Here is a 25586-nt window from a genome sequence, read left to right on the forward strand (position 1 = left end):
GCACGGGGCCGGGCGGGCGCGGACGCTGCGGTGGCTCAGGCGGCCAGGTACTTCTCCAGGTCATCCAGGATCTTGTTGGCGGCGCCGACGCCGATGCCGGTCATCCACACCTCGTCGGAGACGACATGCGCCTTGCCCGCCTTCACCGCGGACAGGCCCTGCCAGAGGCTGCCGGCGGTGACCTTCGCCTGCTCGGCGGCGGCCTTCTCGCCGTACGCGGTCACGAAGACCACGTCGCCGTCGACCTCGTTGACCCGCTCGGGGCTGACCAGGTCGAAGCGCTTGTCCTCCTTGCCCTCCAGCAGCTGCCGCTGCGGGCGGCCCAGGCCGGTGTCACCGACCACGATGCCGGAGAACGAGTCCGGGCCGTAGACCCGGATGTTGCCCGGGATGAAGCGCACGATGGAGACCTTCCGCGACGACGCGTCGCCGAGCTTCGCGCCGAAGTCCTTCGCCCGCTTCTCGTAGGTGGCCAGCAGGTCCTTGGCCTGCTGCTCCTTGCCGAGGGCCTTGCCGTCGAGGAGGAAGTTCTCCTTCCAGGTGATGCCCACCTTGTCGGTGAAGACGGTCGGGGCGATGGCGGACAGCTCGTCGTAGAACTTCTCCTGGCGGAACTTGCTGCCGAGGATCAGGTCCGGCTTGAGCGCGTTGATCGCCTCCAGGTCGGGCTCGGTGAGCACCCCGACCTCCTTGATGCCGGCGAGCTTGTCCGCGCCGAAGTAGGTGGGCCAGCTCTTCGCCTCGCCGGCGGTGGCCGCGCCGACCGGGGTCACGCCCAGCGACAGGGCGGTGTCGATCTTGTCGGTGTCGAGCACCACCACGCGCTTCGGCTCGGCGGGCACCTTGCTGGTGCCCATCGCGTGGGTGATCTCCCGGGTCTCCCCGGCGCTGGTGCCGGAGCCGGGATCGCTCTTCCCGCAGGCGGTGAGGCCCACGCCGAGGGCGAGGGCCGCGGTGAGAGCGGCGGCGAGACGACGCATCAAAGGTCCTTTCCTTGACAGGTACGGGGTCGGCGCGCGGTCAGGCGTCGCCGACGGAGGTGCCGGCCGGGGCCGGCGTGGAGGCCGGAACGGCCGAGGTCTGGGTGAGGGCGGGCACGACCAGCGGGGCGCCGGTCACCGGGCAGGGCACGACCACGCAGTCGAGCCCGAAGACGTCGCGCACCAGGTCGGCGGTGAGGATCTCGCGCGGCGGGCCGGCGGCGACCACCGCGCCGGCGCGCATGGCGACCAGGTGGTCGGCGTAGCGGGCGGCCTGGTTGAGGTCGTGCAGCACGGCCACCACGGTCCGGCCGCGCTCGGCGCGCAGCCGGTGCAGCAGGTCCAGCACCTCCACCTGGTGGGCCAGGTCGAGGAAGGTGGTCGGCTCGTCCAGCAGCAGCGCCTCGGTGTCCTGGGCCAGGGTCATGGCGATCCAGACCCGCTGCCGCTGCCCGCCGGAGAGGGTGTCCACCGGCCGGTCGGCGAGCTCGGCCACGTCGGCCATGGCCATGGCCGCCTCGACGGCCCGGCCGTCCTCCGCGGACCACTGCTGCCACCAGCGCTGGTAGGGCTGGCGGCCCCGGCCGACCAGGTCGGCCACGGTGATCCCCTCGGGCACCAGTGGGCTCTGCGGCAGCACGCCGAGCCGCCGGGCCACCTCGCGGGTGGGCAGGTCGCGGATCGCCGTGCCGTCCAGCAGCACCGCGCCGCGGCGCGGGGTGAGCAGCCGGGCCATGGTGCGCAGCAAAGTGGACTTGCCGCAGGCGTTCGGCCCGACGATCACCGTGAACGCGTCGGCGGGCAGGTCGAGGTCCAGCCCGTCCAGGACGGTCCGGGTCTCGTAGCCGACGACCAGGTCGCGGGTGGACAGCATGGCGGTCACGACCGCCTCCCTCGGGTCCGCAGCAGCAGGAAGATCAGGTACGGGCCGCCGATCGCCGCGGTGAGCACGCCGGCTGGGAGCTGGGTGGGGGCGAACAGCCGGCGCCCGGCCAGGTCGGCCAGCACCAGCAGCAACGCCCCGAGCAGGGCAGCGCAGAGCAGCGGCGGCCGCTCCGACCGGACCAGCCGCCGGGCCACCTGCGGGGCGACCAGCGCCACGAAGTCCACCGCGCCGACCTGCGCGGTGACGGCGGCGGCGGCCAGCACTCCGGTGGCGGCCAGGCCGACCCGTCGGGCCACCGGGCGCAGGCCGATCCCCCGGGCGGTGTCGTCGTCCAGTGCGGTGCTGCGCAGCGCCCAGCCGGCCCAGAGCAGCACGGGCAGCAGCACGGCGAGGGTGCCGGCGATCCAGGCCGCCTCGGACCAGCCCTTGCCGGCCAGGGTGCCGATCAGCCAGAGCTGGGCGCGCAGCCCGTCGATCGGGTCGGCGGCGAGCATGACCACCTCGGTCAGCGCCCGGAGCGCGAACGCCACCGCCACGCCGGCCAGCACGAAACGCTGCGCGGCCAGGCCGTGCCGCGCCCCGAGGGCGAAGACCAGGACGGCCGCCGCCAGGCCGCCGAGCAGTGCCGCCGGGGCCACCAGGACCGCGGCGGCGCCGCTGGTCAGGGCCACCGTGGCGGCCAGGCCGGCGCCCTGGGTGACGCCGATGACGTCGGGGCTGGCGAGGGGATTGCGGGCCACGCTCTGGATCAGGGTGCCGGCCACGCCGAAGGCCGCTCCGGCCAGCGCCGCGAGCACCGCGCGGGGCAGTCGCAGGTCGAGCACCACGAGGTCGTACGGGGTGCCGGCGCCGGAGAGCGCGCGCAGCACGTCGGCCGGGGCCACGTACGGGGTGCCGAGCGAGAGGCTGAGCACCATGGCGCCGGCGAGCAGCACGAACAACGTGACCGCGACCAGCACCGGCCGCCGCCGCACCGGCACGGCCAGCGGCCCGACCCGCACCAACACCCGCCCCGGCAGGGCGGTGGTCGAGGTGCTCATGCCGTCACGACCTTGGCGCGGCGGACCAGGAAGGCGAGCAGCGGGGCGCCGACCAGGGCCGTGATGATGCCGGCCGGGACCTCGCCGGGCGGGGCGACCAGCCGGCCGACCACGTCGGCGCCGAGCACCAGGGCCGGCCCGAGCAGCGCGGCGACCAGCAGGGTCCACCGGTGGTCGGCGCCGACCAGGGCCCGGGCCAGGTGCGGCACGGCCAGCCCGACGAAGGCGATCGGCCCGGCGGCGGCCACGGCGGCGCCGGTGAGCAGCACCCCGCCGGCGCCGGCCGCGAGGCGGACCAGGGCGATCCGGTGGCCGAGGCCCCGGGCGACGTCGTCGCCGAGGGCGAGCGCGTCCAGGCCCCGGGCGGCCAGCGCCGCGAGGAGCGTGCCGGCAACGACGAATGGGAGCACCTGGCCGGCGACGCCGACGTCCCGGCCGGTGAGGCCGCCGACCACCCAGAACCGGTACTCCTCGAAGGTGCGGGCGTCGATGCTCAGCAACGCGTACACGACGGCGCCGAGACCGGCGTCGAGGGCCGCGCCGACCAGCGCGAGGGTGACCGGGCTGGCGCCCTCGCGGGTGCGGTTGGCGACGGCGAAGACCAGCAGGCCGGCGAGGAGCGCCCCGGCGATGCCGAACCAGACGTATCCGGTGAGCGTGCTCACGCCGAAGACGGCGATGGCCAGCACCACCCCGAAGGACGCGCCGGCGCTGACCCCGAGGATGCGCGGCTCGGCGAGCGGGTTGCGGGTGACGGCCTGGAAGAGCACCCCGGCCAGGGCCAGGGCGATCCCGACGACCAGCCCCAGCGCGGTGCGCGGCAGCCGCAGCTCGCGGACCACGGTGGTGGCGTCGCCGCCGTCCGGGGCGACGAGGGCGTGCCACACCTGGTCGACGGGGAGGTGGCGGCTGCCGAGCGCCAGGCTGGCCAGCAGCGCGACGATTAGCAGGAGCGCCGCCGCCAGGGTGACCGCGAGGCGGCGGGGCACGCCGCGGCGGATGGGGGCGTCGGTCCTGGCGGACCGGACGGCGACGGTGGTCACTGGGGGTGTTCGCCTCTCGGATTAGGTACGCCTTACCTTAACCGAGCTGGTTAGGCAGGCCTAACTCGGCTTCGTCGATGCGGGGGTTGCGCCTCCACCAGGGGGAGGCGGCAGGGTGGGCGGCATGGACGGTGCGACGCGCTACTCGATCGGTGACCTGGCCCGGCGGGCCGGGCTGCCGGTGAAGACCATCCGCTTCTGGTCCGACCGCGGCATCGTGCCGCCGACCGACCGCGGCCCCACGGGCCACCGCCGCTACGGCCCCGACGCCCTGGCCCGCCTGGAGCTGGTGCGGACGCTGCGCGAGCTGGGCGTCGACCTGTCCACGGTGCGCCGGGTGGTGGAGCGGGAGGTCGGCCTGCCCGAGGTGGCCGCGGCGCACGCCGACGCCCTGGCCACCCAGATCCGGGTGCTGCGGCTGCGCCGCGCGGTGCTGACCGTGATCGCCCGGCGCGGGTCCGACGGCGCCGAGGCCGAACTCCTGCACCGGCTGGCCGGGCTCGCCGAGGCGGAGCGACGGCGGCTGGTCGACGAGCTGCTCGACGGCGCCTTCGCCGGCCTGACCGAGGCCGGATTCGCCGGGATCCGCCGCTCGCTCACGCCGGAGCTGCCCGACGACCCCGCCGACGAGCAGGTCGAGGCGTGGGTGGAGCTGGCCGAGCTGGCACTGGACCCGGACTTCCGGGCCGGCCTGCGCCGGCTCGCGGAGCAGCACGCGGCCGACCGGGCCGGCGCGCCGGGCGTCCGCCGGGACGCCGTCGCCGTGGTCCGGGAGGAGGTCGGCCCGGCGCTGGCCGCCGGAGTCGACCCCACCTCGCCCCGGGCCGACCCGGTCGTCGCCGCGGCCACCGGACGGTACGCGCGACTCTGCGGCCACCCGGATGACGCCGACCTGCGCCGGCGGCTGCTGGACCGGCTTGAGTCCGCCAACGACCCGCGCCGGGAGCGGTACCTGCGCCTGCTCTCGGTGGTCAACGGCTGGCCGCCGGTGGAGAGCCTGACGCCGGTGCTCGACTGGTCGATCCGCGCGCTGCGGGCCCGGGCCACCGGCTAGCCCCTACCCTGGGGGCATGCGATTCGACCAGCACACCGTGGTGCTCCTGGTCCGCCCGGACGACGCGCCCGACCTGCCCCAGGACGCCCTCGACCGGCTCCAGGACGCGCACCTGGCCCACCAGGCCGGGCTGGTGGATCAGGGCGCCGTCCTCGCCGCCGGCCCGTTCCTCGGCGGCGACGACGAGCGGATCCGCGGCATCGCCGTGCTCTCGGTGGACCCGCAGATGGCCCGCGAGCTCTACGCCAACGACCCCGCGGTACGCGCCGGGCGGCTGGTCGCGCAGGTGCTGAGCTGGATGGTGCCGGAGGGCAACGTGCGCTTCGAGCAGGTGCCGGTGCCCCGCTCGATGCTCGAGGCCGCCGCGGGCGACTGACCGGGCCGCCTCAGTCAGCGCCCATCACCAGGCCCTCGATGGTGTGCTTCTGCCGGATGGGTTCGAGGGTGTCGACCAGCGGGCAGCGCAGGTGGGCGCGGACGAGGTCCGGCAGGCGCGCCCAGTAGTCCCGGGTGACCGCCATGTCGTGGTGGGCGGCGTTGCCCGCGCCGGGGGCGTCGACGCCGAGCACCAGCACGGGCCGGGCCAGGTCGCTGACGTTCGGCGTGCCCCGGTGGATGGTGAGCGCGGAGCGGGCCGAGATGTCGCCGCGCTGCGGATACTTGCGCACGGCGCGGGCCTCGTAGCGGGGGTAGCGGTCCTTCGGCGGGAACATCTCGTGGTCGAAGTCGCGGCCGTCGTCCCACTGGGTGCCCGGGGCGATCTCGAACGGACCCATCTCCTCCACCGTGTCCACGGTGGTGAGGTTGAAGGCCAGCGAGGTGAGCCGGCGCCGTAGCCGGGTCTCCTCGGGCATCGGGAAGTCCCGATGCCACGGCTGCGTCATCGCGCCGGGGAACGGGATGTCGAAGCCCAGTTCGACGATCTCGTAGTCGGGGCCGAGCACGGCCCGGCACACCGACACCACCCACGGGTGGGTGACCAGGTCGACGAAACCGCGCAACTGCTCGGGGTGGATCTCGACGTACCACCGTTCGGGGCCGCGCCCCACCGCGCCGTCGGGCCGGGACCGGGCCTCCCGGAACGCCGCGTCGACGTCCTCGCCGACCTGCTCGACCCAGTCCACCGGGAAGGCGCCGCGGCAGGCGGTGATGCCGTCGCGGTAAAGGTCGCCGAGGGCCTCGACCGGGGTCTCGTCGTCGAGCGCGTGGGATGTCATCGGGCCTCCTCGTCGGCGGACGACCCGAGTATTACAACGTTGTAGAGGGCTCGCAAGACCTACCGGCGCGGGCTCCTGCGCGGGCGATCAGTCCTCGGCGGCCTGGCGGCTGCCGGGCACCACCGGCATCGGCCACACCCCGGTCCGCGGCGGCCCGACCGGGACCTCCACCTGATGGTCCGACCAGACGTACGTCTCCGGCAGCAGGTCGGCCACCGGGACCGCGCGCAGCGCCTCCGGCGGGCCGACGATCACCCGGATCGACGGAAAGTAGTCGAGGAGCACCTGCCGGCACCGGCCGCAGGGCGGGATGACGCCCCGCCCCCGGTCCCCCACCGCGACGATGGTCTCCAGATCCCCGCCGCCCTGGGTGGCGGCGGTGCCGATGGCCACCACCTCGGCACACGGGCCGCCGGTGAAGTGATAGACGTTCACACCGCTGAAGACGCGGCCGTCGGTGGTCCGCACGGCGGCGGCGACCGTGTGGTTGTCGCTGCGGCAACGCAGCTTGGCGACGGCCATCGCGGCCTGCACCAGTGCCCGGTCGGTGTCGCGCATGATCCATCCCGTCCCGTCGTCGGCCTCGCTCGGCGAAAACTCTAGCCGGGCGGGATGGCGCGACCCGGGACGGCACGCAGGGCGGACGGGCTTCCACCGCAGGTCGCCGCGGCGCGCGGCGCCCGGGGAGCGCTGCCGGCGCGAACCGGCCCGCCGCCGGTAACCCGGGGGCGGTGCGGCGCGCGCCTGCCTATCCTTGGCGACGACATGCAGAATCCAGCCGCACCCGCCGTACCCGAGACCGTTCGCGACCTGCACCGCCGCCTCGCACCCCTGATGTTCCGTGACCAGCGCCGGCTCCAGCGCCGGCTGGACGGCGTCCGGAAGCTGCGCGACCCGCAGCGGCGGGAGTCGGCGCTCGCCGAGATCGCGGCCGAGGTGGCCCGCGCCGAGGCGCGGCTGGTGGCTCGGCCCGATGCGCTGCCGACGATCACCTACCCGGCGCAGCTGCCGGTCAGCGAGCGCAAGGACGACATCGCCGCCGCCATCCGCGACCACCAGGTGGTGATCGTGGCCGGCGAGACCGGCTCCGGCAAGACCACCCAGCTGCCCAAGATCTGCCTGGAGTTGGGCCGCGGCATCACCGGCCTGATCGGCCACACCCAGCCCCGCCGGCTCGCCGCCCGGACGGTGGCGGACCGGATCGCCGAGGAGCTCGGCACCGAGTTGGGCGACGTGGTCGGCTACAAGGTGCGCTTCACCGATCAGGTCGGCGACAACAGCCTGGTCAAGCTGATGACCGACGGCATCCTTCTGGCCGAGTTGCAGACCGACCGGATGCTGCGCCAGTACGACACGCTGATCATCGACGAGGCGCACGAGCGCAGCCTCAACATCGACTTCATCCTCGGCTACCTCCGGCAGCTCCTCCCCCGCCGCCCCGACCTCAAGGTGGTCATCACCTCGGCGACCATCGAGACCGACCGGTTCGCCAAGCACTTCGCCGACGCCGAGGGCAACCCGGCGCCGGTCGTCGAGGTGTCCGGCCGGACCTACCCGGTGGAGGTGCGCTACCGGCCGCTGGTCGAGGTCGCGGAGGCTGAGGAGGAGGACGAGGCCGACGAGGAGAACGTCCGGGACCAGATCCAGGCCATCGGCGACGCCGTCGAGGAACTGGCCGCCGAAGGTCCGGGCGACATCCTGGTCTTCCTCAGCGGCGAGCGGGAGATCCGGGACACCGCCGACGCGCTCGGCAAGCTGGTGCAGAAGAAGCGTTCCCTGCTCGGCACCGAGATCCTCCCGCTCTACGCCCGGCTCTCCACGGCCGAGCAGCATCGGGTCTTCGCCCCGCACGCCGGGCGTCGGGTGGTGCTCGCCACCAACGTCGCGGAGACCTCGCTGACCGTCCCCGGGATCAAGTACGTGGTGGACCCGGGCACGGCCCGGATCTCCCGCTACTCCAGCCGGCTCAAGGTGCAGCGGCTGCCGATCGAACCGGTCTCCCAGGCCTCGGCCAACCAGCGCAAGGGGCGCTGCGGCCGGACCTCGGACGGCATCTGCATCCGCCTCTACGACGAGCAGGACTTCGCCTCCCGGCCCGAGTTCACCGACCCGGAGATCCTGCGCACCAACCTGGCCTCGGTCATCCTCCAGATGACCTCGATCGGGCTGGGCGACATCGGCGCCTTCCCGTTCATCGACCCGCCGGACCGGCGCAACGTCACCGACGGCGTGAACCTGCTGCACGAGCTGGGCGCGCTGGACCCGACCGAGACCGACCCGGCGAAGCGGCTCACCCCGCTCGGCCGGCGGCTGGCCCAGCTCCCGGTCGACCCGCGGCTGGCCCGGATGGTCCTGGAGGGCGAGCGCAACGGCTGCGCCACCGAGGTGGTCGTGATCGCGGCCGCGCTCTCGATCCAGGACCCGCGCGAGCGGCCCGCCGACAAGCAGGCCCAGGCCGACCAGGCGCACGCCCGGTTCGCCGACAAGGAGTCGGACTTCGTCGCGTACCTCAACCTGTGGCGCTACCTGCGGGAGCAGCAGCGGGACCTGTCCTCCAGCGCGTTCCGGCGGATGTGCAAGGCCGAGTACCTGAACTACCTGCGGGTACGCGAGTGGCAGGACATCGTCAGCCAGCTGCGCCAGGTGCTGCGTACCGCGGACAAGGGTGACGGCCGGCGCGGCGGCGGCGCGGACCTGCCCGAGGAGATCGACACCCCGAAGGTGCACCAGTCCCTGCTGCCCGGCCTGCTCTCCCACCTCGGCCTCAAGGACGCGCAGAAGCACGAGTACCTGGGGGCGCGCGGGGCGAAGTTCGCGATCTTCCCGGGCTCGGCGCTGTTCCGGAAGCCGCCCCGCTGGGTAATGGCCGCCGAGCTGGTCGAGACCTCCCGGCTCTGGGGCCGGGTGGCCGGCCGGGTCGAGCCGGAGTGGGTCGAGCCGCTCGCCCAGCACCTGGTGAAGCGCAGCTACAGCGAGCCGCACTGGGAGAAGAAGCAGGCCGCCGTGATGGCCTACGAGAAGGTCACCCTGTACGGCGTCCCGCTGGTCACCTCCCGCAAGGTCAATTTCGGCCGGATCGACCCGGCGCTGAGCCGCGAGCTGTTCATCCGGCACGCCCTCGTAGAGGGCGACTGGCAGACCCACCACCAGTTCTGGCGGGACAACCAGCGGCTGCTGGCCGACGTCGAGGAGCTGGAGAACCGGGCCCGGCGGCGGGACATCCTGGTCGACGACGAGACGATCTTCCACTTCTACGACCAGCGGATCCCCGCCGACGTGGTCTCCGGCCGGCACTTCGACACCTGGTGGAAGAAGACCCGGCGCGAGCAGCCGGAGCTGCTCACCTTCACCCGCGAGCTGCTGATCAACTCCGGTCGCGGCGGGGTGGACGAGTCCGAGTACCCGGACGAGTGGCGGGCCGACGGGGTCGCCCTCCCGCTGACCTACACCTTCGACCCGGGCACGCCGACCGACGGGGTGACCGTGGACATCCCGCTGCCGCTGCTCAACCAGGTGCCGGCGGAGAGCTTCGACTGGCAGGTGCCCGGCCTGCGCGAGGAACTGGTCGTCGCGCTGATCCGGTCGCTGCCGAAGCCGATCCGGCGCAACTTCGTGCCGGTGCCGGACTACGCCCGGGCGGCCCTCGCGGCGATCACGCCCGGCGAGGAGCCGCTGCTCGACGCGCTCACTCGGCAGCTGCGCCGGATGACCGGGGTGACCGTGCCGCCGGACGCCTGGGACCTGGGCAAGCTGCCGCCGCACCTGCGGGTCACCTTCCGGGTGCTCGGCGAGGACGACAAACCGGTCGCCGAGGGCAAGGACCTGCCGGCCCTGCAACGCGAGCTGCGCCAGGAGGTACGCCAGGTCGTCGCCGCCGCCGCGCCGGACGTGGCCCGGACCGGGCTCACCGAGTGGAGCATCGGCACCCTGCCTCGCACCATCGAGCAGGTCCGCGCGGGATACGCGGTGACCGCGTACCCGGCCCTGGTCGACGAGGGCACGAGCGTCGGGGTGAAGGTGTTCGACTCCCCCGCCGAGCAGGAGGCCGCGCACTGGGCCGGCACCCGGCGGCTGCTCCGGCTGACCGTGCCGTCCCCGGCGAAGTTCCTCCAGGGGCGGCTGAGCAACGAAGCCAAGCTGGCGCTGTCCCGCAACCCGCACGGCGGGGTGCCGGCACTGATCGAGGACGCGGCGGGCGCGGCGATCGACAAGCTGATGGCGGACGCGGGCGGCCCGGCCTGGGACGCCGAGGGCTTCGCCGCCCTGCGGGACCGGGTCCGCGCCGATCTGGTCGACACCGTGGTCGAGGTGATGGGCCGGGTGCGGCAGGTGCTGGCCGCCGCGTACGCGGTGGAGCAGCGGCTCGGCGCCACCCGGAACCTGGCCGTGGTGGCCGCGCTGGCCGACATCCGCAACCAGCTCGGCGGCCTGGTGCACAAGGGCTTCATCACCGAGGCCGGCTACGCCCGCCTGCCCGACCTGCTGCGCTATCTGACCGCGATCGAGCGGCGGCTGGACCGGCTGCCCGGCAACCCGCAGCGGGACAAGCAGCAGCAGGACCGGATCGCCGTGGTCGAGAAGGAATACCAGGACCTGCTGGCCGCGCTGCCGCCGGGCCGGCGGCAGTCCGCGGCGGTCCGGCAGATCCGCTGGATGATCGAGGAGCTGCGGGTGAACGTGTTCGCCCAGGCGCTCGGCACCCCGTACCCGGTCTCCGAGCAGCGCATCTACCGCGCCATGGACGAGGCCGAGGGCCGCTAGAGCGGTTCCACGCCGGCGGGAAGCTGGTCGGCGGCGGTGGCGTCGTGGACGTAGTCCAGCAGGATGCGACGCAGCTCGCGGCCGGCGTGGGTGGGCACCACGTCGCGGCGGCGGGCCACCGCGATGGTCCGGCGGACGCCGGGCGGGACGAGCCGGGTGACCCGGATGCCCGCCCGGCGGGCCACCACGATGCCGGGGACCAGGGCCACGCCGAGCCCGGCCTCGACGAAGCTGAGCACCGCGTCCATCTCGCCGCCGTCCACCGAGAGGGTCGGCTCGAAGCCGGCCGCGCGGCACGCCTGGAGGGTGGCGTCGCGGAGGTCGTAGCCCTCCCGGAACATCACCAGGGGCACGTCGCGCAGGTCGGTGATGCGCACCTCGCCCCGCTCGGTGACGGCCGGCAGCGGGTCGACCGAGGCCACCACCAGGCTCTCCCGCAGGATCGGGTCGGCCCGCAGCCCGGGATCGGTGCCGGTCGAGGGCATGATGATCAGCGCCAGGTCGAGGTCGCCGCGGAGCAGGTCACGGACGAGGTCCTGCGAGCCGTTCTCCTCGACGCGCAGGTCGACGGTGGGGTGGGCGTCGCGGAACCGGCGCAGCACCGGGGGTGCCAGCGAGGTGGCCAGGCTGGGCGTGGCTCCGAGCCGGACCCGGCCCCGGCGCAGCCCGACCAGCTCCTGCACCTCGCGGGTGGCGGTCTCCACGTCGGCGAGGATCCGCTTGGCCAGCGGCAGCAGCACCTCGCCCGCCGCGGTGAGGGCGATGTTGCCCCTTACCCGTTCGAAGAGCGGGGCCCCGAGGTCGGTCTCCAGGGCGTGAATTTGCTTACTCAGTGAGGGTTGGGTGATGCCCACCAGATCGGCAGCTTGGGTGAAATGTCGTACTTCTGCGACCGCCACGAAGTACCGGAGCTGATGTAGCTGCATCCGTATAGCCTATGGCTATCAAGACTGCGAGGTCGATGCATTGGACGACTGATCAAACTGCTCCTAGCGTCGGGCGTGTGGTAATCACGAAAACTCGGTCGCCCATCCGCTCGAACGTCGGCCTCAAGGCCGTCATGGCGGTGACGGGCATCATCCTCGTGCTGTTCCTGATCGCGCACATGCTCGGCAACCTGAAGATCTTCACGGGCGAGACGTCGTTCGACCACTACGCGCACTGGCTGCGCGAGATCGGGACGCCGCTGCTGCCGAGGACCTGGTACCTGTGGATCCAGCGCGGGGTGCTCACCGTGGCCGTGCTGGCGCACATCGTCTCGGCCACCGTGCTGGCGAGGCGCTCCCGGGCCGCCCGCCCGGTGCAGTACGCGCACCGCAGGAAGATCCACGTCAACTACGCGGCCCGGACGATGCGCTGGGGTGGTGTGATCATCCTGCTCTTCGTGATCTACCACCTCCTGGACCTGACCACCGGTCACCTGAACCCGCAGGGTGACGCCGCCAACCCGTACGGCAACGTGGTCCAGGACTTCGCCCCGGACCGCTGGTACGTCACGCTCTTCTACACCCTGGCGATCGTCACCCTCGGCTTCCACCTGCGGCACGGCGCCTTCAGCGCGTTCCGCAGCCTCGGCCAGCAGACCCCCAAGGGCGAGCGCCGGGCGCGCGCCGCGGCCCTGGTCCTCGCCGTCGGTCTCTGCGTCGGCTACCTGGTGGTCCCGTTCGCCGTACTCACCGGATTGGTGGCCTGACATGGATCTCTACACCAACGGCGACCCGATCGCCGACACCAAGGCTCCGGACGGCCCCATCGAGACCCGCTGGGAGCGCCACCGGTTCCAGATGAAGCTGGTCAACCCGGCCAACCGGCGGAAGCTGACCGTGATCGTGGTCGGCACCGGCCTGGCCGGCGGCTCCGCCGCCGCGACCCTGGCCGAGCAGGGCTACCACGTGAAGTCCTACTGCTACCAGGACAGCCCGCGCCGGGCCCACTCGATCGCCGCCCAGGGCGGCATCAACGCGGCCAAGAACTACCGCAACGACGGCGACTCGGTGTACCGGCTCTTCTACGACACCGTGAAGGGCGGCGACTTCCGCTCCCGGGAGTCGAACGTGCACCGGCTGGCCGAGGTCTCGGTCAACATCATCGACCAGTGCGTCGCCCAGGGCGTCCCGTTCGCCCGCGAGTACGGCGGCCTGCTCGACACCCGCTCGTTCGGCGGCGCGCAGGTGCAGCGCACCTTCTACGCCCGGGGCCAGACGGGCCAGCAGCTGCTGCTCGGCGCGTACCAGGCGCTGGAGCGGCAGATCGGCCTGGGCAACGTGGAGATGAACACCCGGCACGAGATGCTCGAGCTGGTGATCGTCGACGGCCGGGCCCGCGGCATCGTGGTCCGCGACCTGGTCACCGGCGAGATCAGCACCGAGATGGCCGACGCGGTCGTGCTCGCCTCCGGCGGCTACGGCAACGTCTTCTACCTCTCCACCAACGCCAAGGGCTGCAACGTCACCGCCTCCTGGCGGGCGCACCGCAAGGGCGCGTACTTCGCCAACCCCTGCTACACCCAGATCCACCCGACCTGCATCCCGGTCTCCGGCGACCACCAGTCGAAGCTGACCCTGATGAGCGAGTCGCTGCGCAACGACGGCCGGGTGTGGGTGCCCAAGGCCAAGGGCGACCAGCGCAGCCCGCGGGACATCCCCGAGGACGAGCGGGACTACTACCTGGAGCGGATCTACCCCTCCTTCGGCAACCTGGTCCCCCGGGACATCGCCTCCCGGGCCGCCAAGAACGTCTGCGACGAGGGTCGCGGCGTCGGCCCGGGCGGGCTCGGCGTCTACCTCGACTTCGCCGACGCGATCAACCGGCTCGGCCGCAAGGCCATCGAGGCGAAGTACGGCAACCTCTTCGAGATGTACGAGCGGATCACCGGCGAGGACCCGTACGAGGTCCCGATGCGGATCTACCCCGCCGTGCACTACACGATGGGCGGCCTCTGGGTCGACTACGACCTCCAGTCGACCATCCCGGGCCTGTTCGTGATCGGCGAGGCGAACTTCTCCGACCACGGCGCGAACCGGCTCGGCGCCTCGGCGCTGATGCAGGGTCTGGCCGACGGCTACTTCGTGCTGCCGAACACCATCGCGAACTACCTGGCCTCCGGCGCGCTGGAGAAGGTCGACGCCAGTCACCCGGAGGCGGTGGCGGCGCGGACCGAGGTCGAGGAGCGGCTCCAGAAGCTGCTGGCGATCAACGGCGACCGGACCGTGGACTCGTTCCACCGGGAGCTGGGCCAGATCATGTGGGAGCACTGCGGCATGGAGCGCTCCGAGGCCGGCCTGCGCAAGGCGATCGACGAGATCCGCACGCTGCGCGACGAGTTCTGGCAGCGGGTCCGCGTGCCGGGCGACGGCGAGGGGCTCAACCAGTCGCTGGAGAAGGCCGGCCGGGTGGCCGACTTCTTCGAGCTGGCCGAGCTCATGTGCATCGACGCCCTGCACCGGGAGGAGTCCTGCGGCGGCCACTTCCGGGCCGAGCACCAGACCCCCGACGGCGAGGCGCAGCGCGACGACGAGCGGTTCTCCTACGTGGCGGCCTGGGAATACGCCGGCACCGGTCAGCCCGTGCTGCACAAGGAAGACCTGACCTTCGAATACGTCCACCCCACGCAGCGGAGCTACAAGTGAACCTGACCCTGCGCATCTGGCGCCAGCAGGGCCCTGAGGACAAGGGTCAGATGGTGACCTACCAGGTGCAGGACGTGTCCCCGGACATGTCCTTCCTGGAGATGCTCGACGTGCTCAACGAGCGGCTGATCCTCGAGGGCGAGGAGCCGGTCGCGTTCGACCACGACTGCCGCGAGGGCATCTGCGGCATGTGCAGCCTCATGATCAACGGTGAGGCACACGGCCCGCAGCGCGGCACCACCGCCTGCCAGCTGCACATGCGGCAGTTCTCCGACGGCGACACGATCGACATCGAGCCGTGGCGGGCCCGGGCCTTCCCGGTCGTCAAGGACCTGGTGGTCAACCGGAACGCCTTCGACAAGATCATCGCCGCCGGCGGGTACATCACCGCGCCGACCGGCAGCGCCCCGGAGGCGCACTCCACCCCGGTGGCCAAGGCCGACGCGGACGCCGCCTTCTCCTCGGCCGCCTGCATCGGCTGCGGCGCCTGCGTGGCGGCCTGCCCGAACGGCTCCGGCATGCTGTTCACCGCCGCCAAGGTCACCCAGCTCTCGCTGCTGCCGCAGGGCCAGCCCGAGCGGTACACCCGGGTGATCGGCATGGTGGACGCGCACGACGAGGCCGGCTTCGGCGGCTGCACCAACGTCGGCGAGTGCGCGACGGCCTGCCCGAAGGGCATCCCGCTGAACACCATCGGCCGGCTCAACCGGGACTACCTCAAGGCGACCGCCAAGCGCGCCGGCACCCCGGGCTCCTGAGCCCTCGCCAACGCGCCAACCCGACCGCCGCGCCCCGCACCGGGGCGCGGCGGTCGGCCTTTTCCCCGGGTACGCGAGGCGCCGGGCGCCGGTTCAAGCCCTCCCCCGCGGGTAGCAGTCCGATGGACGGCACCCAGGAGGGGACATTCAGGCATGAAGGCACTGACCTGGCACGGCAAGCGTGACGTCCGCGTCGAGGACGTACCGGACCCCCGGATCGAGGAGCCGACCGACGCCATCATCCGGGTCACCTCGACCGCGATCTGCGGCTCCGACCTGCACCTGTACGAGGTGCTCGGGCCATACCTGAAGCCCGGCGACGTCCTCGGGCACGAACCGATGGGCATCGTCCAGGAGGTCGGCCCCGGGGTGACCCGGCTCAAACCCGGCGACCGGGTGGTCGTCCCGTTCAACATCTCCTGCGGCTCGTGCTGGATGTGCGACCGCCAGCTCTACGCCCAGTGCGAGACCACCCAGGTGACCAGCCAGGGCAAGGGCGCCGCGCTGTTCGGCTACACCTCGCTCTACGGCTCCGTCCCCGGCGGGCAGGCCGAGTACCTGCGGGTGCCGCAGGCCCAGTTCGGCCCCATCAAGATCCCGGAGACCGGGCCGGACGAGCGCTGGCTCTACCTCTCCGACATCCTGCCCACCGCCTGGCAGGCGGTGAAGTACGCGGACACCCCGCCCGGCGGCACCCTGGCCGTGTTCGGTCTCGGCCCGGTCGGGCAGTTCTGCGCCCGGATCGGCCGGCACCTCGGCGCCGGCCGGGTCATCGGCCTGGACCTGGTGCCGGAACGGCTGGAGATGGCCCGCCGGCACGGCGTCGAGGTGCTCGACGTCAGCCAGCTGGACGACGTCCCCCGCGCGCTCATCGACCTGGTCGACGGGCGCGGCCCGGACGCGGTGATCGACGCGGTCGGCATGGAGGCACACGGCGCGCCGCTGGGCAAGCTCGCCCAGACCGCTGCCGGGCTGCTCCCCGACAGGCTGGCGCAGACCATGACCGACAAGGCCGGCGTGGACCGGCTCGTGGTGCTGCACGCCGCGCTGAAGGCGGTCCGCCGCGGCGGCACCGTGTCGGTCTCCGGCGTGTACGGCGGCGAGCAGGACCCGATGCCGCTGATGGAGATGTTCGACCGGGGCGTCCAGCTGCGCATGGGGCAGTGCCACGTGAAGCGCTGGGTCGACGAGATCATGCCGCTGCTCGCCGGTGACGACGACCCGCTCGGCGTCGAGGACCTGCGGACCCACCGGCTGCCGCTGGCGCAGGCGCCGCAGGCGTACGAGATCTTCCAGAAGAAGCAGGACGGCTGCGTCAAGGTCGTGCTCGAACCGTGAGCCGGACGGACGTGCCGCGGGCGGTCCGGTCGGTGGGCGGGGTGACCGCAGCGGCCGGCTCGGCGCTGCTGCGCCGGCTGCGCTGAGCGGCGCCGGCTGGTGTGGTCGCCCGGGCGGGGCGGCGGGTGGATGGCTACCGTGTACTGCGGGACACGGCGGAGGGACGGGACATGCGGGAACCGGACGACCGGCAACTGGACCGGGCAGTCGGCGGGCGGCTGTGGCGGATGGCGGGGCTGGCCGCGGTGGCCGGGCTGGCCTGGGCGGCGCGCGACGTGCCCGCCCAGCTCGGCGGCCGGCTCACCGGCGCCCGCGCGGAGCGGGCCGCCCGCTCGCCGCGCTTCCGGGACGGGACGTTCCGCAACCCGTCGGGCAGCCGCAGCACCATGGTCGCCGACCCGGGCCGCAACCTGGTCAAGGAGCTGATCTTCGGCAAGCAGAAGCGTCGGCCGGGCAGCGCCGTGCCGCTGCTGCGCCCGGCCGACCCGGCGCCGGCCGACCCGGCCCGGGAGCTGAACGTCGTCTGGTACGGCCATGCCTCCACGCTCGTCGAGATCGAGGGGCACCGGGTGCTGCTGGACCCGGTGTGGAGCGACCGCTGCTCCCCGTCCGCGCTGGTCGGCCCGCGCCGCATCCACGAGCCGCCGGTCCGCCTCGAGGAGCTGCCCCGGCTCGACGCCATCCTGATCTCGCACGACCACTACGACCACCTGGACATGGCGACCGTACGCGCGCTGCTCGAACACCAGTCCGCGCCGTTCCTGGTGCCGCTCGGCGTCGGCGCCCACCTGGACCGGTGGGGCGTGCCGGAGGACCGGATCGTCGAGCTGGACTGGTCGGAGAGCCACCGGGTCGGCGGGCTGACCGTCACCGCCACCGCCGCCCAGCACTTCTCCGGGCGCGGGCTGCGCCGCGACGGCACGCTCTGGAGCTCCTGGGTGGTGGCCGGCGCGCAGCGGAAGGTCTTCTACACCGGCGACTCCGGTTACTTCGACGGCTACACGGGGATCGGCGCCGACCACGGCCCGTTCGACGTCACGCTCATGCAGATCGGCGCGTACGACCGGGCCTGGCCGAGCATCCACATGTTTCCCGAGGAGGCGGTCGCCGCCCACCTCGACCTGCGCGGCGGGCTGTTCGTCCCGGTGCACTGGGCCACCTTCAACCTGGCCCTGCACGACTGGTCGGAGCCGGTGGACCGGCTCTGGGCCGAGGCGAAGGCCCGGGACGTCCGGCTGGCCGTGCCACGCCCCGGCGAGCGGGTGGTGGTGGACGACCCGCCGGCGGTGGACGGCTGGTGGCAGGCCGTCGCCTGACCCCGCCCGTCAGAGCACGAAGGCGTCCGTCCAGAGGGCGCCGGAGCGGCCGGAGAGCGCGTCCAGCATCGCCACCGCCTGCCCGTCGGTGAGCTGCGCGACGAAGTCGACGATGGCCCGCCCCCGGGCCCGCCCGATCCGGTCCGCGGTACGCGGGTGCAGCTCCGCCTCGGCCAGCTCGACCAGGTCGTGCAGCCGGCGGGGCAGCCGGGACTCCTCCTCCGGGTCGAGCAGCCACTCCCAGAGCGCCTCCACCAGGGTGCCGAGCAACCGCGCCTGGCCCCGCTGGTGCAGGGCCAGGTCCGGCCGGGCCAGCACGAACCGGTGGTGGACGAACTTGAGCACCTGCACCTCGTGCCACTGCGGCTTGGCCAGCTGCACGTACCCCGAGCGCACGTCCGGCTCCGGGGTCACCGTGATGGCATCCACGAACCGGGTGGACCAGCGGGCGGAGAACCGGGCCACGTACTGCTCGGCCTCGATCGAGCCGTCGAAGGGCAGCGCCAGCAGCCCCTCCACCAACTCCTCGCGGACGTGCTCGACGGCGGCGGCGAACGCCTCGTCGTCGGCCACCCAGGCGTCCTTGCGGTGCAACTGGCGGCGCAGCCGCTCGATCGCCGCGCCCGGCCGCCGGCCCGCCGCGGCCAGCGCCGAGGCGGTGATCGCCCGGAAGTGCCCGCACTCGCGCTGCCAGGCCATCAGCTCGGCGGCCACCGCGCCCTGCTGGAGCACCCCGACCCGGTAGAAGTCCTCCACGTCGTGGATGGCGTACGCGATGTCGTCGGCGGTGTCCATGATCGACGCCTCCGGGGTCTGCTGCCAGTCCGGAATCCGGCCGGCGAACGGCTCCCGGGCCTGCCGCAGGTCGTCCATCTCGGTCCGGTACGCGCCGAACTTCGCCGACCCACTCTCCGGGTCGTCCGGCGGGGCGGCCGCGCCGCGCGGCGCCGGGTCCAGGTGCCGCGGATGCGGATCCGGGTGGTCCAGCCGGGTCCACGGGTACTTCAGCATCGCCGCCCGGACCGCCGCGGTCAGGTCCAGGCCGGTGGTCGCCGCGCCGCGGATCTCGGTGCTGGTGACGATCCGGTACGACTGCGCGTTGCCCTCGAAACCGTCGGCCAGCCCGAGCCGCTGCCGGGCCAGCCGGTCCAGCACCCGCTCCCCCAGGTGCCCGAACGGCGGGTGGCCGAGGTCGTGGGCGAGCGCCGCGGCCTCCACCACGTCCGGGTCACAGCCGCCCAGCTTCTCCAGCAGGTCGCGGTGCGCCGGGTCGGCGGTCAGCCGCTCGGCGACCGCCCGGGCCACCTGGGCCACCTTCAGGCTGTGGGTGAGCCGGTTGTGCACCAGCAGCCCCGACCCGCCCGGGCTGATCACCTGGGTCACCCCGTTCAACCGGGCGAAGAACGGCGACCCGACGATCCGGTCCCGGTCCGCCCGGAAGGGGCTGGCCGCCAGGTCACCGAGCGCCCGGGCGCTCCCGCCGAAGAGCCGCCGGGCCCGCGGATCCGCAGCTTGTTCCATGATCGCCACGCTAGCGCAGGGTGCCGCAGGTCGTGATGCCCGTGTGCCAGTCGAGGCGGCTGCGCCGAATGGGGCCGGCGGGTGCCGCGCGCCCGGCCGTGGCGCGACCGGCACAATGGCTGCCGAACCCACCGGAGAAGGCGGATCAGATCGTGACCCAGTCTGTGCACCAGCGGATCGCCGAGGAACTCGGCGTCGCCGAACGGCAGGTGCGGGCGGCCGTGGAGCTGCTCGACGGCGGCGCCACGGTGCCGTTCATCGCCCGCTACCGCAAGGAGGCCACCGGCCTGCTCGACGACGCGCAACTGCGCACCCTGGAGGAGCGGCTGCGCTACCTGCGCGAGCTCGACGAGCGGCGGGCCGCGGTGCTGGAGTCCATCCGCGGCCAGGGCAAGCTCGACGAGGCCCTGGAAGCGCAGATCATGGCGGCCGACTCGAAGTCCCGGCTCGAGGACATCTACCTGCCGTACAAGCCCAAGCGGCGCACCCGGGCGCAGATCGCCCGCGAGGCCGGGCTGGAGCCCCTCGCGGACACGCTGCTGGCCGACCCGACGCGGGACCCCCGGGAGGCGGCCGCCGGCTTCGCCGACGCCGACAAGGGGGTGGCCGACGCCGCCGCCGCGCTCGACGGCGGCCGGGCCATCCTGATCGAGCGTTTCGCCGAGGACGCCGACCTCATCGGCACGCTGCGCGAGCAGATGTGGTCGCGGGGCCGCCTGGTCTCCCGGGTACGCGAGGGCCAGGAGGCCGCCGGCGCCAAGTTTGCCGACTACTTCGACTTCGCCGAGCCGTACACCAGGCTCCCCTCGCACCGGATCCTCGCCATGTTCCGGGGCGAGAAGGAGGGCGTGCTCGACCTGACCATGGACCCGGAGGCCGAAAGCGACTCCGACGCCGTGGTCACCGGCCCCACCCGCTACGAGGCCGCCATCGCCGGCCGGTTCGGGGTCAGCGACCAGGGGCGGCCCGCCGACCGGTGGCTCACCGACACGGTGCGCTGGGCCTGGCGTACCCGGATCCTCATCCACCTCGGCGCCGACCTGCGGCTGCGGCTGTGGCAGGCGGCCGAGGAGGAGGCCGTCCGGGTCTTCGCCACCAACCTGCGCGACCTGCTGCTGGCCGCGCCGGCCGGCGCCCGCCCCACCATGGGCCTCGACCCGGGCCTGCGCACCGGCGTGAAGGTGGCCGTGGTCGACGCCACCGGCAAGGTGGTCGCCACCGACACGATCTATCCGCACGAACCGCGCCGGCAGTGGGACGCCTCCGTGCACACGCTGGCGACGCTCGCCGCGGCGCACGGCGTCGAGCTGGTCGCCATCGGCAACGGCACCGCCAGCCGGGAGACCGACAAGCTCGCCGGTGACCTGATCAAGCGGCACCCCGAGCTGAAGCTGACCAAGGTGGTGGTCTCCGAGGCCGGCGCGTCGGTCTACTCCGCCTCCGCGTACGCCTCGCAGGAGCTGCCCGGGCTGGACGTCTCGCTGCGCGGCGCGGTCTCCATCGCCCGCCGCCTCCAGGACCCCCTGGCCGAGCTGGTGAAGATCGACCCGCGCTCGATCGGCGTCGGGCAGTATCAGCACGACCTGTCCGAGGTGAAGCTCTCCCGCTCCCTCGACGCGGTGGTCGAGGACTGCGTCAACGCCGTCGGCGTCGACGTCAACACCGCCTCCGCCCCGCTGCTCACCCGGGTCTCCGGCATCGGCGCCGGGCTGGCCGAGAACATCGTGCTGCACCGCGACGCCAACGGGCCGTTCCGCACCCGGGGCGAGCTGAAGAAGGTGCCGCGGCTCGGGCCGAAGGCGTTCGAGCAGTGCGCCGGCTTCCTGCGCATCCCCGGCGGCGACGATCCGCTCGACTCCTCCAGCGTGCACCCCGAGGCGTACCCGGTGGTGCGGCGGATCCTCGCCCACACCGGGCAGGACCTGCGCGCGCTGATCGGGAAGTCGGCCATCCTGCGCGGGCTCCGGGCGACCGAGTTCGTCGACGACACCTTCGGCCTGCCCACCGTCACCGATATCCTCGCCGAGCTGGAGAAGCCCGGCCGCGACCCGCGCCCGGAGTTCCGGACGGCCACCTTCGTGGAGGGGGTGGAGAAGATCAGCGACCTGACCCCGGGGATGGTGCTGGAGGGCGTGGTCACCAACGTGGCCGCGTTCGGCGCGTTCGTCGACGTCGGCGTGCACCAGGACGGCCTGGTCCACGTCTCCGCCATGTCGCACACCTTCGTCAAGGACCCGCGCGACGTGGTGAAGTCGGGCGACGTGGTGCGGGTCCGGGTGCTCGACGTCGACGTGCCCCGCAAGCGGATCTCGCTGACCCTGCGGCTGGACGACGAGGCCCCGGCCGGCGGCGGACGCGCGCCGGGCGGCGACGGGCGCCGCGACCGCGGCGGCCAGGGTGGTGACCGGGGCGGCAGCGGCCGTCGCGGCGGCGAGGGCGGCAGCGGTCAGCGCGGCGGCGATCAGCGCGGCCAGGGCGGCGGCGATCAGCGCGGCGGCCAGGGCGGCAGCGGTCAGCGCGGCGGGGATCAGCGCGGTCAGGGCAGTGGCGGACAGGGCGGTCGGCGCGGCGACGACCGGGGCGGCTCCCGCGGCGGTCCGCAGCAGCGGCAGGGGCGCGGCGGCGGGGCTGCGGCGCCGGCCAACAGCGCCATGGCGGACGCGCTGCGCCGCGCCGGCCTGGCCTGAGGCCTCACGGGGGCGAAGGGGCGACCCCACCCCCGCCACGGCCCTTGCCTCGCGGACGCCACGTCCAGCGTGCCGGCGGCACGGGCCGACGCTCGAGATCTTGGACAGTTGCCGTTCGCTCCGAACGACAACTGTCCAAGATCCGCAAAGCGGCGGTCGGTGGCGCGGCAGCGCCGGCTCCGCGACCGCTCGCTCGTCTTGACCTTGGCGACTCGGCCGTCAGCTCCGAACGTCCACTCGGCAAGGCCCGCACGTCCACCCCCTCTGCGGCGCGGGCGGGGCGCGTACCCTCGCGGGCGTGGGTGGGGACGACGGCCTGGAGTGGCGGGAGCGGCAGCGCCGGGCGGTGCGGGCGCATGCGGCGGCCGACGCCCGGCAGCGGGCCGCGGAGCAGGCGGAGGCCGGGGACCTGGTGGCTCGGTTCGCCGCCGAGGCGCTGCGGCGCGGGCTGCGCACCGACCGGCTGACTGCGGCCGGCTACGACGGGCGGGGTCGCTACCGCACCCGGATCACCGGCTGGTACGTGGACCGGGCGCACAGCCGGGCCGTGGACACGGAGGGTCGCTTCTACCTGCTCACCGTGCCGCCGAGCCTGCGGTCACGCCTCTTCGGGGCGGACCCGGAGCCCGCCCCGCCGCCGCTGGTGGTCGGGCGCGGCGGCCGGGACGGCGAGTCGGTGCCCCTGGCGACGCTGCTCAGCCTGCGTCTCGAGGCGGGCGACGACTGGCGCTGACCCGCGCCAGCCGGTGGTCGGCCCGCTGCCGGGGCACTCCCCGCGTCGAGCGCCGCTCCACGCGCCGCCACCAGCAGAGCTGCACGACCAGGGTGAGCAGGCCGGCCAGCACGATGGCGGCCAGGTTGATCACCAGTTGGAGGGCGGAACCGGCCGCCTCGGGCCAGACCCCGTAGGCCGCCGCGACCGCCACGTTCGCCGCCGCCGGCACGGTGGTCACCGAGATCAGCACGCCGACCAGGGAGCCGGACTTCTTCGAGGTCAGCGAGAGCATGCCGGCGACCCCGGCGAGCACGCCGACCACCCAGGAGAGCGCATCCGGGCGCCAGATGAAGTCGGTGAGCGGCCGGTCGGCCAGCAGCATGTCCCGGCTGACCAGCCCGGCGGCGGTGAGCGCCCAGGTGCTCAGCACGGTGACCAGCATGGCGGCGAGGAAGCCGACGAGCAGGGCCTGCACCGAGCGACCGATGACGCGCGGCTGCCGGCGCAGCAGCGCCACGCAGAGCGCGGCGAGCGGGCCGAACTCCGGGCCGACCACCATGGCGCCGACGATCAGGATGGGCTGGTCGAGCAGCACGCCGACGCCGGCGATCATGGTGGCCACGGTGATCAGCGCCAGGAAGGTGCCGGTGAGCACGGTCTGCTCGCCGGTCTTCGCGGCGATCTCGTCCCAGACCACAGCGTCCTCACCGTGCCCGGGGGCGTCCTCCGCGGCCTTGTCCGCCGCCGCGGACAGGGTCAGCTCCACGTCGTCCGCGGCGATCGCCCCGTGCGCCTCGACGCCCAGTTCCTGGAGCCCGCGCAGCACGCCGTCGGCGCTCTCCCGCACCACGTCGCAGGTGATGTAGTCACCGGCCGGCTGGCGGGCGGCCCCGGCCAGCACCACGAGGTGGGTGACACCGGGATCGGCCGTCAGCAGGTCGACGACCGCCGACGAACGGTCGGTGGGCGCGATCACCCGCAGATGCAGCACGGTCTCCCCCATCCTCCGCCGGTGCGGCCGCGAGCACTCTACTGCGCGTTCGTCACGCGGACCGCGACCGCGTGCGGACGGCGACGCCCTGCGGCCGACCGTATCCGGCTGTCGGAATCCCGACGCACCGACCGTCACCGAGAGTCGCCTTCCTACGGTTCCCGTATGCGGGCCTTTGTGCGGAAGTCCGATCCGACGATGCGTGCACTTCTGGTCTTCGCGCTGGTCATCACGGCCGCCGGGGGCGCTACGGGGAAGCGGGCCGAGGCCGCCACGGCGACGGCGCGGGCCGCGGCTGACGTGACGGGATATGCCCGGGACGGTTTCCGACCCCAGCCCATGCCGGCGGCGGACCTGGCGTACAACGACAGCCCGCTGGCACCGCGCGTGGACCCCAACCTCCACGACGAGCAGGGCGTCCGGTTGTTCCAGTACAACGGCCAGACCTACGACCATCCCGTCGCGCAGGCCCAGTGGGGGCTGAGCAACCTGCGCACCTACCTGGCCAACCGGGACCCGTTGTTCCTCGACCGGGCGGTCGCCCAGGCGCAACGGAACCTCGACCGGAAGGTGGTGTCGCGGGACGCCTGGTGGTACCCGTACGAGTTCGACTTCCCCCGCTGCGCGCAGATGCCCGTCGTCCACGCGCCCTGGTACAGCGCCATGTCACAGGGGCAGCTACTGAGCCTGTTCGTGCGCCTCCACGAGGTCACCGGCGACCAGAAGTGGCGCGAGGCCGCGGACCGCACCTTCGCCAGCCTGCTCCTCCCGCCCGGGTCCGGGCTGCCCTGGGCCACCTGGGTGGACGACGCCGGTTACCTGTGGCTCGAGGAGTACCCGGTCACGCCCGGGGTGACCGGTGAGCGCGTCCTCAACGGCCACATCTTCAGCCTCTACGGCGTCTACGACTACTGGCGGTTGACCGCTGACCCGCGCGCCGCCGCGATCTTCGACGGGGCCGCCACGACCCTGCGCCACCACGTACCGGTGGACTTCCGCGCGCCGCAGTGGATCAGTCGGTACTCCATCGGGTGCCCCAACTCGTATGCGGGCTACCACCCGGTGCACATCGGGCAGCTGCTGAAGACGTACGAGATGACCCGGGCGCCGGTCTTCGCGGGCCTGGCCGATCTGTTCCGTGAGGACTACCCGACGCCGGCGGTCTCCGGCACCGTCGTGTTCTCCGGCGGTACGCACGTCGGCTACCGGTTCAACTCGGCGGGCACGATCCTCGAGCAGAAGTCGCTGACCCTCTCCCGGCAGTCCAATGCCAACGCCGACCAGCGCATCCGCATCCCGGGCCGGGGCATCCACTACCGCATCTACAACGGGGCACTGGCCGGCTTCCTCGTGTCCGAGGCGCCCGGTGAGCGGATACTGCTGGGCGCCGTGGTCCGGCACGTCTACACGCCGCAGCGGACGTTGCGCTTCGGCACCGGCACCTACACCGGATACCAGTACGGACCGGGCTGGGCCGTGACCGCGAGCAGGACGTTCACGTTCTCCCAAGCCTCCTCGGCCCCCTTCGGCGCCAGCGCCTGGGTCAACGGAAAGCTCAGCTACCAGGTCACTGCCGGCGTGTACGCCGGGTTCTGGCTGCCGGCCGCCGACGGCCTGCAGCCGGCTCCGTAGCCCGGACCGAACCGACGT

20 protein-coding genes are annotated in these 25586 nt (G+C 73.4%); 11 read left to right on the forward strand and 9 right to left on the reverse strand.

Annotated features, from left to right (window positions below; genetic code table 11):
• Positions 1-35: 35 nt before the first annotated feature.
• The 4 genes from AB0F68_RS05050 to AB0F68_RS05065 are packed head-to-tail and all read right to left on the reverse strand — an operon-like array spanning position 36 to position 3949.
• On the reverse strand, positions 36-980 hold the full coding sequence (locus AB0F68_RS05050; RefSeq protein ID WP_357333064.1) for an iron-siderophore ABC transporter substrate-binding protein: 945 nt from the start codon (positions 978-980) through the stop codon (positions 36-38).
• A 40-nt stretch (positions 981-1020) separates the two neighbouring features.
• Positions 1021-1854 carry an ABC transporter ATP-binding protein gene (locus AB0F68_RS05055; RefSeq protein WP_357333332.1) on the reverse strand — a complete coding sequence of 278 codons (834 nt, stop codon included), beginning with the start codon at positions 1852-1854 and terminating at the stop codon, positions 1021-1023.
• 5 nt (positions 1855-1859) lie between these two features.
• A complete protein-coding gene (locus tag AB0F68_RS05060) occupies positions 1860-2906 on the reverse strand; it encodes an iron ABC transporter permease (protein ID WP_357333065.1) in 1047 nt (348 codons plus the stop codon).
• Positions 2903-3949 carry an iron ABC transporter permease gene (locus tag AB0F68_RS05065; protein WP_357333066.1) on the reverse strand — a complete coding sequence of 349 codons (1047 nt, stop codon included), beginning with the start codon at positions 3947-3949 and terminating at the stop codon, positions 2903-2905. Before AB0F68_RS05065 ends, AB0F68_RS05060 begins: the two co-directional genes overlap by 4 nt.
• A gap of 124 nt (positions 3950-4073) precedes the next feature.
• On the opposite strand from AB0F68_RS05065, the gene AB0F68_RS05070 reads away from it, so the two are divergent.
• Positions 4074-5003, forward strand: coding sequence for a MerR family transcriptional regulator (locus AB0F68_RS05070; protein ID WP_357333067.1), 930 nt, complete (start codon positions 4074-4076; stop codon positions 5001-5003).
• 16 nt (positions 5004-5019) lie between these two features.
• Complete coding sequence (locus tag AB0F68_RS05075) at positions 5020-5379, forward strand: YciI family protein (protein ID WP_357333068.1); 360 nt, start codon at positions 5020-5022, stop codon at positions 5377-5379.
• A 10-nt stretch (positions 5380-5389) separates the two neighbouring features.
• Here the strand turns inward: AB0F68_RS05075 and AB0F68_RS05080 are convergent, their stop codons facing one another.
• Together AB0F68_RS05080 and AB0F68_RS05085 are read right to left on the reverse strand one after the other, a co-directional pair.
• Positions 5390-6220: a phytanoyl-CoA dioxygenase family protein gene (locus AB0F68_RS05080; protein ID WP_357333069.1), complete on the reverse strand. Its 831-nt coding sequence runs from the start codon at positions 6218-6220 to the stop codon at positions 5390-5392.
• 87 nt (positions 6221-6307) lie between these two features.
• On the reverse strand, positions 6308-6778 hold the full coding sequence (locus AB0F68_RS05085) for a cytidine deaminase (protein ID WP_357333070.1): 471 nt from the start codon (positions 6776-6778) through the stop codon (positions 6308-6310).
• 207 nt (positions 6779-6985) lie between these two features.
• On the opposite strand from AB0F68_RS05085, the gene hrpA reads away from it, so the two are divergent.
• Entirely contained in the window at positions 6986-10981 is a 3996-nt protein-coding gene (gene hrpA, locus AB0F68_RS05090; protein ID WP_357333071.1) for an ATP-dependent RNA helicase HrpA, read from the forward strand.
• Here hrpA and AB0F68_RS05095 read toward each other — a convergent pair.
• Positions 10978-11913: a LysR family transcriptional regulator gene (locus AB0F68_RS05095; protein WP_357333333.1), complete on the reverse strand. Its 936-nt coding sequence runs from the start codon at positions 11911-11913 to the stop codon at positions 10978-10980. The genes hrpA and AB0F68_RS05095 overlap by 4 nt on opposite strands.
• 29 nt (positions 11914-11942) lie before the next feature.
• On the opposite strand from AB0F68_RS05095, the gene AB0F68_RS05100 reads away from it, so the two are divergent.
• The 5 genes from AB0F68_RS05100 to AB0F68_RS05120 all read left to right on the forward strand — a co-directional run bounded on the left by AB0F68_RS05100 (position 11943) and on the right by AB0F68_RS05120 (position 18022).
• On the forward strand, positions 11943-12674 hold the full coding sequence (locus AB0F68_RS05100) for a succinate dehydrogenase cytochrome b subunit (RefSeq protein WP_357333072.1): 732 nt from the start codon (positions 11943-11945) through the stop codon (positions 12672-12674).
• 1 nt (position 12675) lies between these two features.
• Positions 12676-14610 (forward strand): fumarate reductase/succinate dehydrogenase flavoprotein subunit, encoded by a 1935-nt coding sequence (locus AB0F68_RS05105; protein WP_357333073.1) that lies wholly within the window; start codon positions 12676-12678, stop codon positions 14608-14610.
• Positions 14607-15368, forward strand: a complete 762-nt coding sequence (locus AB0F68_RS05110) for a succinate dehydrogenase/fumarate reductase iron-sulfur subunit (protein WP_357333074.1) — start codon at positions 14607-14609, stop codon at positions 15366-15368. Before AB0F68_RS05105 ends, AB0F68_RS05110 begins: the two co-directional genes overlap by 4 nt.
• Before the next feature lie 153 nt (positions 15369-15521).
• A complete protein-coding gene (locus AB0F68_RS05115) occupies positions 15522-16706 on the forward strand; it encodes a zinc-dependent alcohol dehydrogenase (RefSeq protein WP_357333075.1) in 1185 nt (394 codons plus the stop codon).
• A 170-nt stretch (positions 16707-16876) separates the two neighbouring features.
• Complete coding sequence (locus AB0F68_RS05120; protein WP_357333076.1) at positions 16877-18022, forward strand: MBL fold metallo-hydrolase; 1146 nt, start codon at positions 16877-16879, stop codon at positions 18020-18022.
• 9 nt (positions 18023-18031) lie between these two features.
• Here the strand turns inward: AB0F68_RS05120 and dgt are convergent, their stop codons facing one another.
• A complete protein-coding gene (gene dgt, locus AB0F68_RS05125; RefSeq protein WP_357333077.1) occupies positions 18032-19543 on the reverse strand; it encodes a dGTP triphosphohydrolase in 1512 nt (503 codons plus the stop codon).
• A 152-nt stretch (positions 19544-19695) separates the two neighbouring features.
• Between dgt and AB0F68_RS05130 the strand changes: the two genes are divergently transcribed.
• Together AB0F68_RS05130 and AB0F68_RS05135 are read left to right on the forward strand one after the other, a co-directional pair.
• Positions 19696-22230, forward strand: coding sequence for a Tex family protein (locus AB0F68_RS05130; RefSeq protein WP_357333078.1), 2535 nt, complete (start codon positions 19696-19698; stop codon positions 22228-22230).
• A 298-nt stretch (positions 22231-22528) separates the two neighbouring features.
• Positions 22529-22963, forward strand: a complete 435-nt coding sequence (locus AB0F68_RS05135; RefSeq protein WP_357333079.1) for a hypothetical protein — start codon at positions 22529-22531, stop codon at positions 22961-22963.
• Here AB0F68_RS05135 and AB0F68_RS05140 read toward each other — a convergent pair.
• Positions 22926-23936, reverse strand: coding sequence for a DUF389 domain-containing protein (locus AB0F68_RS05140; protein ID WP_357333334.1), 1011 nt, complete (start codon positions 23934-23936; stop codon positions 22926-22928). The two genes, AB0F68_RS05135 and AB0F68_RS05140, sit on opposite strands and share 38 nt — an antisense overlap.
• 198 nt (positions 23937-24134) lie before the next feature.
• Between AB0F68_RS05140 and AB0F68_RS05145 the strand changes: the two genes are divergently transcribed.
• On the forward strand, positions 24135-25568 hold the full coding sequence (locus AB0F68_RS05145) for a D-glucuronyl C5-epimerase family protein (protein WP_357333080.1): 1434 nt from the start codon (positions 24135-24137) through the stop codon (positions 25566-25568).
• Positions 25569-25586: the final 18 nt, after the last annotated feature.

Source organism: Micromonospora sp. NPDC023966, assembly GCF_040639095.1.
In the GTDB taxonomy this organism is placed as follows: Bacteria; Actinomycetota; Actinomycetes; order Mycobacteriales; family Micromonosporaceae; genus Micromonospora.